We start from the raw sequence: 13,554 nt of genomic DNA on the forward strand, positions 1-13,554 counted from the left end.
ATGACCATGACACGTTATGACAAACATTCTACCGCGTAGCGGTTAAAGTTAAACGTAAAGAGTGAGGTTATTAGACAGATTGAGAAGATAAGGCTAACATCAAACTTTGGTGTTAGCCCCATTTTCTTCTTACGCTAACCTTAGCTCTCAACGAAGGGGGTCAAATTGTGCTAAGAGATTTATTCGTGAAAAAGAAAAAGTACGCTGCAATACCTTCAGAACAAGTACGAAAAGATGTGCCAGATGGCGTTATGACAAAATGTCCGGAATGTAAAAAAATCATGTATACGAAAGAACTTCTAAAAAATTTAAAAGTATGTGTGAATTGTGGATATCATCATCCTATGAATGCATGGGAACGTCTTGATAGTATATTGGACGAAGGGTCATTCCGTGAGTATGACAAAGAAATGGTTTCATTAAATCCACTCGAGTTTCCAGGTTATGAAGAGAAACTAGAGAGCGATCGTAAGAAGACTGAATTGAACGAAGCGGTTGTAACTGGTGAAGGAACAATTGATGACATGCTTGTTGTTGTTGCAGTAATGGATTCTCGTTTTCGAATGGGGAGCATGGGCTCTGTAGTAGGAGAAAAAATCGCCCGTGCGGTTGAAAAGGCGTACGACTTACAAGTTCCATTTATTATCTTTACTGCTTCGGGTGGTGCCCGTATGCAAGAAGGTATATTAAGTTTAATGCAAATGGCAAAAACAAGCGTAGCTTTGAAAAAGCATAGTAATGCAGGAGGATTATTTATTTCTGTTATGACTCACCCAACGACGGGCGGGGTTTCAGCGAGTTTCGCTTCACTTGGTGATTATAATCTTGCAGAACCAGGTGCACTTATCGGATTTGCTGGTAGACGTGTAATTGAACAAACGGTGCGTGAGAAACTACCGGAAGATTTCCAAACGGCAGAATTCTTACTAGATCATGGTCAATTAGATGCGGTGGTGCATCGTGATGATATGAGAGAATCGCTTCGTAAGATTTTAGAAGTTCATCAAGGAGGGGAAGTGGCTGTATGGCAGAGCTAGAATTTGAAAAACCAGTTGTTGAGCTAAGAAATAAGATTCGTGAACTGAAAGACTATACGAAAAACAGCCAGATGGACTTCAGTGAGGAGATTCGTATTTTGGAAGAAAAGCTAGAAAATTTAGAGGAAGATATATACGGCAATCTAAAAGTATGGGACCGTGTTCAAATTGCTCGTCATGCAGAACGACCGACAACGCTCGATTATATTGAGCACTTATTTACTGATTTTTTCGAATGTCATGGAGATCGTCTATTTGGCGATGATGCAGCGATTGTCGGCGGCATTGCGAAATATAAAGGGATGCCTGTAACTGTAATTGGGCATCAGCGCGGAAAAGATACGAAAGAAAATATTCGCCGTAACTTTGGAATGCCTCATCCAGAAGGATATCGAAAAGCACTGCGTCTCATGAAACAAGCGGAAAAGTTTAATCGTCCTATTATTTGTTTCATCGATACGAAGGGAGCTTATCCTGGTAAAGCAGCTGAAGAACGTGGACAAAGTGAAGCTATTGCCCGCAACCTATTTGAGATGGCAGGTTTAACGGTACCAGTTATTTGTATCGTTATCGGTGAAGGCGGTAGTGGTGGTGCGCTAGGCCTTGGAGTAGGAGATTACATTCATATGCTAGAAAATTCCACTTATTCTGTTATTACACCAGAGGGTGCAGCGGCAATTCTTTGGAAAGATGCAGGAAAAGCAAAGGAAGCTGCAGAGGCAATGAAAATTACAGCAGCAGATTTGAAAGAATTAGGTGTAATTGATGAAATTATTCCAGAGACAAAAGGTGGAGCTCACCGTAATATTTTGAAACAGTCAGAAAATATAGACTTAATAATTAGAAAAACTTTTGAACAATTAAACGGAATTTCGAAAGATGAATTAATCGAAAAACGTTATGAAAAATATATGAAAATTGGGCAAGTTTCGTTTTCAAACGCTTCCATTGGGATAAAATAAGAAAAGCGTGCGTTCCTCTTCGCGAATGCACGTTTTTATTATGAAAAGACACATCTTCTCCATTGTGTTTTTATATTTTTTCGTGTTATTTTATTATAAGGCAAATAATCTTTATGAGGTGAGTACAAATGAAACGTATTGGTGTATTAACAAGTGGTGGAGATTCACCTGGTATGAATGCTGCCATTCGTGCAGTTGTTCGTAAAGCGATTTTCCATGATATTGAAGTATATGGTATTTACCATGGATACGCTGGATTAATTTCTGGTCACATTGAAAAATTAGAACTTGGTTCTGTTGGCGATATTATCCACCGCGGTGGTACGAAATTATATACAGCAAGATGTCCTGAGTTTAAAGACCCAGAAGTACGACTAAAAGGTATCGAGCAATTAAAGAAACATGGTATCGAAGGACTTGTTGTTATTGGTGGAGATGGTTCTTACCAAGGCGCTAAAAAATTAACTGAACAAGGATTCCCATGTGTTGGTGTACCAGGTACAATCGACAATGATATCCCTGGAACAGACTTCACAATTGGTTTCGATACAGCTTTAAACACTGTTATTGATGCAATTGATAAAATCCGTGATACAGCTACATCTCATGAACGTACATATGTTATCGAAGTAATGGGACGTCATGCTGGAGATATCGCATTATGGGCTGGTTTAGCTGATGGTGCAGAAACAATCTTAATTCCAGAAGAAGAGTATGACATGGATGATGTAATCGCTCGTCTAAAACGTGGTAGCGAACGTGGTAAAAAACACAGTATTATCATTGTAGCTGAAGGTGTTGGAAGTGCAATTGACATCGGTAAGCACATTGAAGAAGCAACAAACTTTGATACTCGTGTAACTGTATTAGGTCACGTACAACGTGGTGGATCACCAAGTGCACAAGACCGTGTATTAGCAAGTCGTCTTGGTGCAAGAGCAGTTGAGTTGTTAATTGCTGGTAAAGGTGGACGTTGTGTAGGTATTCAAGATAATAAACTTGTTGATCATGACATTATCGAAGCGTTAGCTCAAAAGCATACAATCGATAAAGATATGTATCAATTATCTAAAGAATTATCCATCTAATCGGCGTAATGTCAGATATTTGGGAACGGTTTCATAATTTTCGGAGGTGCAATATGCGTAAAACTAAAATTGTATGTACTATAGGTCCTGCTAGTGAAAGTATTGAAAAATTAGAGCAATTAATCGAAGCAGGTATGAACGTTGCTCGTTTAAACTTCTCTCATGGTAGCCATGAAGAGCACGGAGCTCGTATTAAAAACATTCGTGAAGCTTCAAAGAAAACTGGTAAAACAGTTGGTATCTTACTTGATACAAAAGGTCCAGAAATCCGTACTCACGACTTCGTAGACGGACAAGCTGAGCTTGTAACAGGTGCAGAGGTAGTTCTTTCTACTGAGCAAGTATTAGGTACTGCAGAGAAGTTCTCTGTATCTTATGCTGGTCTTTATGACGATGTAGACCCAGGTTCTCGTATTCTAATCGATGACGGTCTTATCGAACTAGAAGTAATCGAAAAAGCTGATGGAAACATCCGTACAAAAGTTCTTAACAGCGGAACTGTAAAAAATAAAAAAGGTGTTAACGTACCAAACGTAAGCATTAAGCTTCCTGGTATCACTGAAAAAGACGTAAAAGATATCATCTTCGGTATCGAGCAAAAAGTTGATTTCATTGCAGCTTCATTCGTACGTAAAGCGTCTGACGTATTAGAAATCCGTGAATTATTAGAAGAGCATAACGCTCAATACATCCAAATCGTACCAAAAATCGAAAACCAAGAAGGTATCGACAACATCGATTCAATCTTAGAAGTTTCTGACGGTTTAATGGTAGCTCGTGGTGATATGGGTGTAGAAATTCCACCAGAAGAAGTACCGTTAGTACAAAAACGTCTAATTAAAAAATGTAACGTGTTAGGTAAACCGGTTATTACTGCAACACAAATGTTAGATTCTATGCAACGTAACCCACGTCCAACTCGTGCGGAAGCAAGTGACGTAGCTAACGCAATCTTCGATGGTACAGATGCAATCATGCTTTCAGGTGAAACAGCTGCTGGACAATATCCGGTAGAAGCAGTAACAATGATGGCTAACATTGCGGTACGTGTTGAAAAATCATTACAATATGAAGATATGTTCAAAAAACGTATTAAAGAGTTCACTCCAACAATTACAGATGCAATTAGCCAATCTGTTGCGCATACAGCACTTGCTCTTGATGTAGCTGCAATCGTAGCTCCAACAGAAAGTGGATATACTGCGAAAATGATCTCTAAATACCGTCCAAAATCTCCAATCGTAGCTGTAACATCTGACGAGCAAGTAGGACGTCGTCTTGCACTTGTTTGGGGTGTACAAGCATTTATGGCTGAGAAGCGCGCAGCTTCAACTGACGAAATGTTAGATACAGCAATTCAAACAGGCATGGATGCGGGTCTAATTGGACTTGGAGATACTGTAGTGATTACTGCGGGTGTACCAGTTGCTGAAACTGGTACAACAAACTTAATGAAAATCCACGTTGTTGGTGAAGAAATTGCTAAAGGACAAGGAATTGGTCGTAAAGCTGCAAAAGGTAAAGTAGTTGTAGCAAAAACAGCTGCTGAAGCTGTAGCGAACGTAAACGAAGGTGATATCCTTGTTACAACAAGCACTGATAAAGATATGATTCCTGCAATCGAAAAAGCTGCGGCTTTAGTTGTAGAAGAAGGTGGCTTAACAAGCCATGCAGCTGTTGTAGGCGTATCAATCGGTATTCCTGTTATCGTTGGTGTAAACTGCGTAACAGCAACTTTAAAAAATGGCCAAGAAGTAACAGTTGATGCAGCACGCGGAATTGTTTATAATGGACATGCGGAAGTGCTATAAGTAATACGGAGAGAAGGATCGGAGTCCTTCTCTTTTTTTTACACAAAAACGAGATAGAATTAGCTTAAAGCGCCTAGAATTGCTTTTAAAAGCTGTTTGTTATGTGTTTTAATATGAAAGAGTATCTATATTTCATATGATGTATATAGGCGTTGTGAGGACGTTAAAAGTGAGTTGTGAGAGAGGTGTAGAACTATGAAGTGGTTACTATTCTTGTTTATTTTAATACCGGCGATTGAGATTACGGTCTTAATTGGATCAAGTCATGTAATAGGTTTATGGTCTACGTTCGCTATGATTGTATTTACAGGTGTTGTAGGTGTGTATTTGGCGAAAAGACAAGGGTTTAAAGTGCTTGGAGAGATTCAATCTAAGTTGAATAGAGGGGAAATGCCAGGTGAGGCGGTACTAGATGGTATTTTTGTATTTGTAGGAGGTATTCTCTTAGTGCTTCCTGGGTATGTGACAGATGTGCTAGGGTTTATCTGCGTGATCCCTATTACGAGAGCTTTATTGAAGCCGTTTGTTATGAAGTGGATGGAATGGAAATTTAGAAAGAACTCTACTATTATTATTCAGAAATAGCACTTAGATTGTAGAAATCTAAGTGCTATTTTTTGTGTTGTAAGAGGAGAGGAACTTTCTGGTTGAAGCTTTGCTTTGCCGCGCTATTTGTGGGGTGGAATTTCTATCTCAAAGCTGGGCTGCTCGTAAGTGTCTGGTGTGGGGCGAATGATGAGTGGGGATGAACAAAACGTTCGCTTATTATATGTGCTATATAATTTTCGTTTGAATTCTTGTGTGTACTTCGATTAAACTTGTGATTTTTTAGTGCTATTAATTTAGATGAATAAGATGGAGGGAACGCTGCTGAATTAAATTTTTGCTTTCTCATATAAAGGAACGATTGGTGTAAAAAATTCATATAAAAAGGCGGAGATTGTTAGTTGAAGTCTTGTTTTATGCTATTTTGTATATTTATTCATTTACATAAAAAGTAATAAATGTAAATGATAATTATAAAATAAATAGAATAAATATGTAAAAACACCACGAAATATGCGTTTTTCATGCAAAAAAACAAGAGAATTATCTTTTTTGAGTGCAATTCTCTTGTTTTATGTAATGAGTATGAAAAATAAGTACAAGGAATAATCAGTGGGAAATTCCCACTGATTACATGTAAGTTTTTTGTTGTGTATGAATTAGAAACTATTATTTTGAAGGTGAACCTTTAATATATTTCCACAAGTCATGGAAGACATTAGCTTTGTGTAATGTATTAAGTAGTACTAAGGTGACTGGGCCGATGATTAATCCTAAAAAGCCAAAAAGTTTAAAGCCGACAAATAGAGCGACGAGTGTTGCTAATGGATCGAGACCGATGTTAGATGAAAGTACTTTCGGCTCCATAATTTGTCTTTGGACAATCACGACGATGTATAAAATGAGAAGACCAATGGCGAATGCGGTATCGCCAGTGAAAAATACGTATATAACCCATGGAACGAAGACTGCGCCTGTTCCTAAGTATGGTAGTAAATCTACAACTCCTGTAATAATCGCAATAGTAATGGCGTATGGTACGCGTAATATTAAAAGTCCGATTAGTACAATGACGGTTGTCATAGATACGAGTGTAAGTTGTGCTTTCACAAAACCAAACAAAGCTTTTCTTAAGTCGACAAAAATAGTTTTTCCATAGCCATGTACACGATTCGGTAGCAATTTTCTTGCTTTCTGAGCAAGACGGTGCCAATCGTAACTAATGAAGAAAGTGGCTAATAAAATGAATACAAGAACAGTTAAAGTTGTTGGCAGTGCACTAATGAAATTCGTTAACCCGCTTATAATGGCGGTTAAAAGTTCTTTCATTTGTGTTGTTGCTTCTGTTCCTAAGTTTTGAATGTTTTGTGTAATTGTATAGCGCTGTGGTTCTCCAAGATGATTAAATTTAGAGATTAAATCATCGTAGAGAGGCATAATATGATTAAGTGCAAATTGCTGAGCGAATGTAACGATATCTGGAAACTTTACTGTAACAAGTTGTAGTAAGTATGTTGTGGCAGATATTGCTTCAGTCACAAGATATGTAACAAGTCCAACGATAGCTCCAAATACGAGAATTAAGCTAACGAGTACTGCTAGTGCGCGAGGAAATTGTAGTTTTTGATTAAGGAAATTGACGACAGGATTAATCAAATAAGCAAATGCAAAAGCGATAATAAAAGGATAGATAAGCCCTGACATGTATAGTAATACATAGAACCCAGCTACCGTTGCTACAATGACAAATATGAGTCGCAATATCATATATAGTAAGTTTCGGTTCAAAGATGTATACCTCCCATTCCAATTTGGATTATCCTAATTCGTTCAACTTATAACGAGTGTGCTCCACTGATTAAAGTTTCACTTTACCCCGCATTAACGGGCAGTAAATCTCCTACCCGAAGTGCGGCTGGATCAAAGGAGTTAGCTGGAGATAAACTGCCCGTAAAAGCCCGATTGGTGAAGGCTAATAATCAGTGGAAAATGCCCCACTGATTAAAGTTTCACTTTATGTTATAGTGGAATGATGGATTTTTCCTGCTTTTTCAGTATATGAGTGACTGTGAAAGCTTGGTGTTGATGCTTCTACTATATGGTAAAAACTTCATTTTCTCTTCTTTTTATTTTACCTGTTTCTAATTAGAAAAGAAAGAAGAGACGCCCGTTTTTTAAAATGTATACATGCTTAAATTTTGATGGTGAAAGTCTCAGTTTGTCATTTTAAAATACATAAAAAATGAAGTGATTCATGTTGAATAGGCATCGATATAGCATGTATAACGATAGGTTTAAAGGTATTTTTGTTTGGAAATGAGTTCATTATTTTCAGAAAGGAAGTGCAAACATGATTAGTCAGTCAACGTTATTTTTATTCATACTACTTATTATAGGACTTATTGCTAAAAACCAATCGCTTACTGTAGCTATTGGTGTGTTATTTTTATTGAAGTTTACGTTTTTAGGAGATAAGGTCTTTCCTTATTTACAAACGAAAGGAATTAACCTAGGTGTAACGGTCATTACAATAGCGGTGCTCGTACCGATTGCGACAGGGGAAATAGGTTTTAAACAACTTGGAGAAGCGGCGAAATCTTATTATGCGTGGATTGCTTTAGCTTCAGGTGTAGCGGTCGCTTTGTTAGCGAAAGGCGGCGTACAATTGTTGACGACGGATCCTCACATTACAACTGCGCTTGTTTTTGGGACAATTATAGCGGTTGCGCTATTTAATGGGGTTGCTGTTGGTCCGTTAATTGGGGCTGGAATTGCCTATGCGGTTATGAGTATTATACAGATGTTTAAATAAGGAATTTTATAGTAATATAAAATTTTTGAATTCTTTCTGTTCACAAAAGTCAGATAATTGTTTATAATAGGATTAGAAACTTTGAAAAGTTACATAACAGCAGAGACTTTACACCAGATAAAATAAAAACAACATAAAACAATTTTATAATGATATTGTTTTATGTTGTTTTTATCATAAAACTCTTCGGAATGTATTTTCCTCACTAACTTGTTGTTTTGAGCGTGAGGATTCGGGGAGACATTCACGCTCATGCTTTCCATGTAAACAATGGACAATAAGAGGGGAACATCGCAACAAATTTGCATGATCGTGCATTTTGCTTGCCTAAAGAGTGAACGGGCGTTCATAATTCATAAGGGGAGCAAATAGATATAAGGAGCAAGATTGGGAGAATTTTCAGGAAAAGGAGAGAATGTCATGACTGTTATTCGAGGTTTAGAAGGGGTAGTAGCAACAACATCATCTGTGAGCTCTATTATTGATGATACATTAACTTATGTTGGGTATAATATTGATGATTTAGCTGAGAATGCTACGTTTGAAGAAGTAGTGTACTTATTATGGCACCGCAAGCTTCCTAATGAAAAAGAACTAGCGGAATTTAATGAAATTGTATCTGAATACTATAAAGTTCCAGGTGAGATTTTAACATATTTGAAACAAGTAGATTTAAAAATTGCACATCCGATGTCTGTTTTACGAACTGCAATTTCCATGCTATCATTATACGATGAGAGCGCTGAAATTATGGATGAAAAGTCCAATTATTTGAAAGCGGTTAAATTACAGGCGCAAGTCGGAACTTTAGTTGCTGCTTACGCGAGAATCCGTAAAGGTTTAGATGTTGTTGAGCCAAGAAAGGATTTATCATTAGCTGCAAACTTCTTGTACATGTTAAATGATCGCGAGCCAAATGAAGTTGAAATTGAAGCTTTTGATAAGGCGCTTGTACTTCATGCAGATCATGAGTTAAACGCTTCTACATTTACTGCACGTGTTTGCGTAGCTACACTTTCAGATGTATATTCTGGTATTACAGCAGCAATCGGTGCATTAAAAGGTCCTCTTCACGGTGGGGCAAATGAAAATGTAATGAAGATGTTAACTGAGATTGGTGAAGAAGAAAATGTAGAGTCATATATTCATAATGCTCTTCAAAATAAAGTGAAAATCATGGGCTTTGGCCACCGTGTGTATGAGCAGGGTGATCCACGTGCAAAACACTTACGTGAAATGTCTAAGAGATTATGCGTGCTTTTAGGAGAAGAGAAATGGTATAATATGTCTATCAAAATTGAAGACATTGTAACAAAAGAAAAAGGTCTTCCACCAAATGTTGATTTCTATTCAGCTTCTGTATACCATTGTTTAGGAATTGACCATGACTTATTTACACCTATTTTTGCAATTAGCCGTATGTCAGGCTGGTTAGCTCATATTCTAGAACAATATGAAAACAACCGTTTAATTCGTCCGCGTGCTGATTATAATGGACCAACGCATCAAGTGTATGTTCCAATTGCACAACGATAAGCGAATAACACTATTTTGATAGTGAAAATACGCTTTCAAAAGTCTGATTTTTTCGGAAAGATGTAATGATTAGAATATTTTAATTTGACTAACGGTTTGAACTGAGGGGTTATTCCCTCAGTTTCATACATATGAAATTTCAAACATGGGGGTTATCACATTGACGACAGGTGAAAAAATTACTGTAACTAATGGTGTTATGAATGTACCAAACAATCCGATTATTCCATTTATCGAGGGAGATGGAATTGGTCCTGATATTTGGGCGGCTGCATCTCGCGTACTAGAAGCAGCAGTTGAAAAAGCTTATGATGGTGAGAAGAAAATCGTTTGGAAAGAAGTGCTTGCAGGGGAAAAAGCATTCAACCAAACAGGCGAGTGGTTACCAGAAGAAACTTTAAACTTAATTCGTGAATATTTAATCGCGATTAAAGGTCCACTTACAACTCCAGTTGGCGGTGGTATTCGTTCTCTAAACGTAGCACTTCGTCAAGAATTAGATTTATATGTATGTCTACGTCCAGTTCGTTATTTTGAAGGTGTTCCTTCACCTGTAAAACGTCCGGAAGATACTGATATGGTTATTTTCCGTGAAAATACAGAAGACATTTATGCTGGAATTGAATATGCACAAGGATCTCCAGAAGCAGAAAAAGTTCTTGCTTTCTTAAAAGAAGCAATGGGTGTTAATAAAATCCGCTTCCCAGAAACATCTGGTATTGGTATTAAGCCGATTTCAGAAGAAGGGACAAAGCGTCTTGTTCGTGCTGCAATTCAATATGCAATTAACGAAAAACGCTCTTCTGTTACATTAGTTCATAAAGGAAACATTATGAAATTTACAGAAGGTGCTTTCAAAAACTGGGGTTACGAAGTAGCGGAACAAGAATTCGGCGACAAAGTATTTACTTGGGCTGAATACGATCGTATCGTTGAAAAAGATGGTAAAGATGCAGCGAATAAAGCGATGGCAGACGCTGAAGTGGCTGGAAAAATCATCGTAAAAGATTCTATTGCAGACATCTTCTTACAACAAATTTTAACTCGTCCACGTGAGTTCGATGTTGTTGCAACAATGAACTTAAATGGTGACTATATCTCTGATGCACTTGCTGCACAAGTAGGTGGAATTGGTATTGCACCTGGTGCAAACATTAACTATGTGACTGGACATGCTATCTTTGAAGCTACACACGGTACAGCTCCAAAATATGCAGGTTTAGATAAAGTAAACCCATCTTCTGTTCTTCTTTCAGGTGTATTATTATTAGAACACTTAGGATGGAACGAAGCTGCGAAATTAGTAACTGCTTCTGTTGAGAAAACAATTGCTTCAAAAGTAGTAACTTATGATTTCGCACGCTTAATGGAAGGTGCAACAGAAGTGAAATGTTCTGAGTTCGCTAATGAACTTATTAAAAACATGGATGTAGCGATAATCAAAAACGCATAATTAAAGCGGGGGGTAAATTATGACAATCAAACGCAAGAAGGTTTCAGTCATCGGTGCAGGATTTACAGGAGCAACAACGGCATTCTTATTAGCACAAAAAGAACTGGCAGATGTTGTATTAGTGGACATTCCACAACTGGAAAATCCAACAAAAGGGAAAGCGTTAGATATGTTAGAAGCGAGCCCAGTACAAGGTTTTGATGCTAACATTATTGGAACATCTGATTACGCAGATACTGCTGATTCTGACGTTGTCGTTATTACAGCAGGTATTGCACGTAAGCCTGGTATGAGCCGTGATGACTTAGTAGCAACAAACTCTAAAATTATGAAAAGTATTACGCGCGACATTGCAAAACATTCACCAAATGCAATTATTGTTGTGTTAACAAATCCAGTTGATGCAATGACATATTCTGTATTTAAAGAAGCAGGATTCCCGAAAGAGCGTGTTATCGGTCAATCGGGTGTATTAGATACAGCTCGTTTCCGTACATTCATCGCACAAGAATTAAATCTTTCTGTAAAAGATATTACAGGATTTGTTCTTGGTGGACACGGTGACGACATGGTACCTCTTGTGCGTTATTCATATGCAGGCGGTATTCCGTTAGAAACGTTAATTCCGAAAGAGCGTTTAGAAGCAATCGTAGAACGTACACGTAAAGGTGGCGGTGAGATTGTAGGCTTATTAGGAAACGGTAGTGCATATTACGCACCAGCAGCTTCTTTAGTTGAAATGACAGAAGCAATCTTAAAAGATCAACGCCGTGTATTACCGGCTATTGCGTACCTTGAAGGTGAGTATGGTTATAGTGACCTTTACTTAGGGGTACCAGTAATTCTAGGTGGTAACGGAATTGAAAAAATTATTGAATTAGAACTTCTTGCAGATGAAAAAGAAGCGTTAGATCGCTCTGTAGAATCTGTACGTAACGTAATGAAAGTTCTTGTTTAATAATTGAATAGTAGTGAAAAAGATTCGGGATTCCGAATCTTTTTCTACTATTTACCGAATTGTTTTTTTGAAATAATATGAAAACGCTATCATTTGTAATATCCTATAATGAAACTGTAGATTTATACTATACATTGCCCTCATCATAGTAAATTTCGGATAAGGTATCGCTTTTAGTAGGATAATAAGGTGAAAAAATCGGAGGGGGTTGTAACATGTTAAAGAAAAAAGTTCAAATTGGTCGTAAAATGGATGAAATTACAGTAGGAGAGAAATTATCTATCACTGAAAAAATTGAGGATAAAGATTTGTTATTGTACTTAGGGTTAACGAATGATGCCAATCCATTATATATTCAGCATGATTACGCATCCCAAACTCCGTATGAAAAGCCGATTGTACCAAGCATTATGCTAACGGGAATGATTACAACGGCGGTTACGAAATATTTACCGGGTCCAGGAAGTCATATTACGAGAAAGGACCTTACATTCGTGAAACATGTTCACCATTATGAAACGTTACAAATCCACTTTGAAGTTGTGGCTGTTTCTGAGGAGGAACATACAATTGATATGCTTGTATCTGCTCATGATGAAAAAGGAGAAACTGTTGTAAAGGGTTCATTAACAGTAACGCCACCTTATAAATCTGTTTCCATTATGGAAAAAGCATTAGATAACTTTTAAAAGATGAAAATAAAAATAGCGCTAGCATACCTTTAATAAGGATGCTAGCGCTATTTTTAGTTGAAAAACCCTTCTTTGAACCCTTCAGCAAATTCTGAGCAACCCGTTTTAATCGTATCCCAGCTAGGAGCGTTAAAAGCAAGGATACATGTGATTGCTAAAGATAGAATGGATAGTATTAGTCGCATAATAGACCTCCGAATATTATTAATTTATATATTAAGATTAATAATATTATTATCGGTAATTGAAGTCAATTAAAGGAGTGATTTTTTAGGTGAGGTGGAAAAGAGAAGACGCGATCTTTGAAACGGTAAGAGAAGCTGAAGTGTGGGCAGACGGGTTTGTGAATGAAATGTACGGGAGAGTATTTGATGGATATGAAACACCAGATTATAAAATAGCGTATGCTTTATCTTTTCTCTTAGCGCAAAATCGAGAACTCAATATTCATACGGAAGTAGAATTTAATAACGATATGGAAGTATATAAAGTATGGATAACAAAACATAATTGAGGCGAACGTAATTGTTTTTAGGAATAACAATAGCACAATCCGAATCCATGAATAGACAATTATATTGAGAGGGACCTTGTTTTCTAGTATGATGAGAATAACGGGGAAAATACTAGGATGAAGAAGGTTTCAAGTCTATAACTTG

At 37.3% G+C, this 13,554-nt stretch carries 13 protein-coding genes; 11 read left to right on the forward strand and 2 right to left on the reverse strand.

The window, feature by feature from the left end:
- Positions 1 to 167 precede the first annotated feature (167 nt).
- The 5 genes from accD to QCI79_RS18730 all read left to right on the forward strand — a co-directional run bounded on the left by accD (position 168) and on the right by QCI79_RS18730 (position 5,483).
- Entirely contained in the window at positions 168 to 1,037 is an 870-nt protein-coding gene (accD, locus tag QCI79_RS18710; RefSeq protein WP_000942857.1) for an acetyl-CoA carboxylase, carboxyltransferase subunit beta, read from the forward strand.
- A complete protein-coding gene (accA, locus tag QCI79_RS18715) occupies positions 1,025 to 1,999 on the forward strand; it encodes an acetyl-CoA carboxylase carboxyl transferase subunit alpha (RefSeq protein WP_000818807.1) in 975 nt (324 codons plus the stop codon). Before accD ends, accA begins: the two co-directional genes overlap by 13 nt.
- Before the next feature lie 128 nt (positions 2,000 to 2,127).
- Entirely contained in the window at positions 2,128 to 3,087 is a 960-nt protein-coding gene (gene pfkA, locus QCI79_RS18720) for a 6-phosphofructokinase (RefSeq protein ID WP_000821156.1), read from the forward strand.
- A gap of 53 nt (positions 3,088 to 3,140) precedes the next feature.
- The gene (gene pyk, locus QCI79_RS18725) at positions 3,141 to 4,898 is read left to right on the forward strand and encodes a pyruvate kinase (protein ID WP_001232671.1); all 1,758 of its coding nucleotides are present in this window, start codon (positions 3,141 to 3,143) and stop codon (positions 4,896 to 4,898) included.
- 195 nt (positions 4,899 to 5,093) lie between these two features.
- A complete protein-coding gene (locus tag QCI79_RS18730; RefSeq protein WP_000871630.1) occupies positions 5,094 to 5,483 on the forward strand; it encodes an FxsA family protein in 390 nt (129 codons plus the stop codon).
- 630 nt (positions 5,484 to 6,113) lie between these two features.
- Here the strand turns inward: QCI79_RS18730 and ytvI are convergent.
- Positions 6,114 to 7,232 carry a sporulation integral membrane protein YtvI gene (gene ytvI / locus QCI79_RS18735; protein ID WP_001081388.1) on the reverse strand — a complete coding sequence of 373 codons (1,119 nt, stop codon included), beginning with the start codon at positions 7,230 to 7,232 and terminating at the stop codon, positions 6,114 to 6,116.
- A gap of 562 nt (positions 7,233 to 7,794) precedes the next feature.
- Between ytvI and QCI79_RS18740 the strand changes: the two genes are divergently transcribed.
- From QCI79_RS18740 to QCI79_RS18760, 5 genes are all read left to right on the forward strand, one after another.
- The gene (locus QCI79_RS18740) at positions 7,795 to 8,256 is read left to right on the forward strand and encodes a DUF441 domain-containing protein (protein ID WP_000625507.1); all 462 of its coding nucleotides are present in this window, start codon (positions 7,795 to 7,797) and stop codon (positions 8,254 to 8,256) included.
- Positions 8,257 to 8,643: 387 nt separating this feature from the next.
- Positions 8,644 to 9,792: a citrate synthase gene (citZ, locus tag QCI79_RS18745; protein ID WP_002101388.1), complete on the forward strand. Its 1,149-nt coding sequence runs from the start codon at positions 8,644 to 8,646 to the stop codon at positions 9,790 to 9,792.
- Between the two features lie 160 nt (positions 9,793 to 9,952).
- Positions 9,953 to 11,245, forward strand: coding sequence for an NADP-dependent isocitrate dehydrogenase (gene icd / locus QCI79_RS18750; RefSeq protein ID WP_000206898.1), 1,293 nt, complete (start codon positions 9,953 to 9,955; stop codon positions 11,243 to 11,245).
- Between the two features lie 19 nt (positions 11,246 to 11,264).
- Positions 11,265 to 12,203, forward strand: coding sequence for a malate dehydrogenase (gene mdh, locus QCI79_RS18755; RefSeq protein ID WP_000153232.1), 939 nt, complete (start codon positions 11,265 to 11,267; stop codon positions 12,201 to 12,203).
- A gap of 215 nt (positions 12,204 to 12,418) precedes the next feature.
- Positions 12,419 to 12,892: a MaoC family dehydratase gene (locus tag QCI79_RS18760; protein WP_000914181.1), complete on the forward strand. Its 474-nt coding sequence runs from the start codon at positions 12,419 to 12,421 to the stop codon at positions 12,890 to 12,892.
- 56 nt (positions 12,893 to 12,948) lie between these two features.
- On the opposite strand, the gene QCI79_RS18765 is transcribed toward QCI79_RS18760, so the two are convergent.
- Positions 12,949 to 13,080 (reverse strand): hypothetical protein, encoded by a 132-nt coding sequence (locus QCI79_RS18765; RefSeq protein ID WP_001237020.1) that lies wholly within the window; start codon positions 13,078 to 13,080, stop codon positions 12,949 to 12,951.
- 89 nt (positions 13,081 to 13,169) lie between these two features.
- On the opposite strand from QCI79_RS18765, the gene QCI79_RS18770 reads away from it, so the two are divergent.
- On the forward strand, positions 13,170 to 13,409 hold the full coding sequence (locus QCI79_RS18770) for a hypothetical protein (protein ID WP_001267373.1): 240 nt from the start codon (positions 13,170 to 13,172) through the stop codon (positions 13,407 to 13,409).
- Positions 13,410 to 13,554: the final 145 nt, after the last annotated feature.

Source organism: Bacillus cereus group sp. MG1 (assembly GCF_040460035.1).
Taxonomy (GTDB): domain Bacteria; phylum Bacillota; class Bacilli; order Bacillales; family Bacillaceae_G; genus Bacillus_A; species Bacillus_A cereus.

Bases quoted from the DNA above. Each gene is read 5' to 3' on its own strand.
- QCI79_RS18765 (WP_001237020.1), bottom strand. From the start codon at position 13,080: ATGCGACTAATACTATCCATTCTATCTTTAGCAATCACATGTATCCTT.
- accA (WP_000818807.1), top strand. From the start codon at position 1,025: ATGGCAGAGCTAGAATTTGAAAAACCAGTTGTTGAGCTAAGAAATAAG.
- QCI79_RS18740 (WP_000625507.1), top strand. From the start codon at position 7,795: ATGATTAGTCAGTCAACGTTATTTTTATTCATACTACTTATTATAGGA.
- mdh (WP_000153232.1), top strand. From the start codon at position 11,265: ATGACAATCAAACGCAAGAAGGTTTCAGTCATCGGTGCAGGATTTACA.
- pyk (WP_001232671.1), top strand. From the start codon at position 3,141: ATGCGTAAAACTAAAATTGTATGTACTATAGGTCCTGCTAGTGAAAGT.
- QCI79_RS18730 (WP_000871630.1), top strand. From the start codon at position 5,094: ATGAAGTGGTTACTATTCTTGTTTATTTTAATACCGGCGATTGAGATT.
- QCI79_RS18760 (WP_000914181.1), top strand. From the start codon at position 12,419: ATGTTAAAGAAAAAAGTTCAAATTGGTCGTAAAATGGATGAAATTACA.
- pfkA (WP_000821156.1), top strand. From the start codon at position 2,128: ATGAAACGTATTGGTGTATTAACAAGTGGTGGAGATTCACCTGGTATG.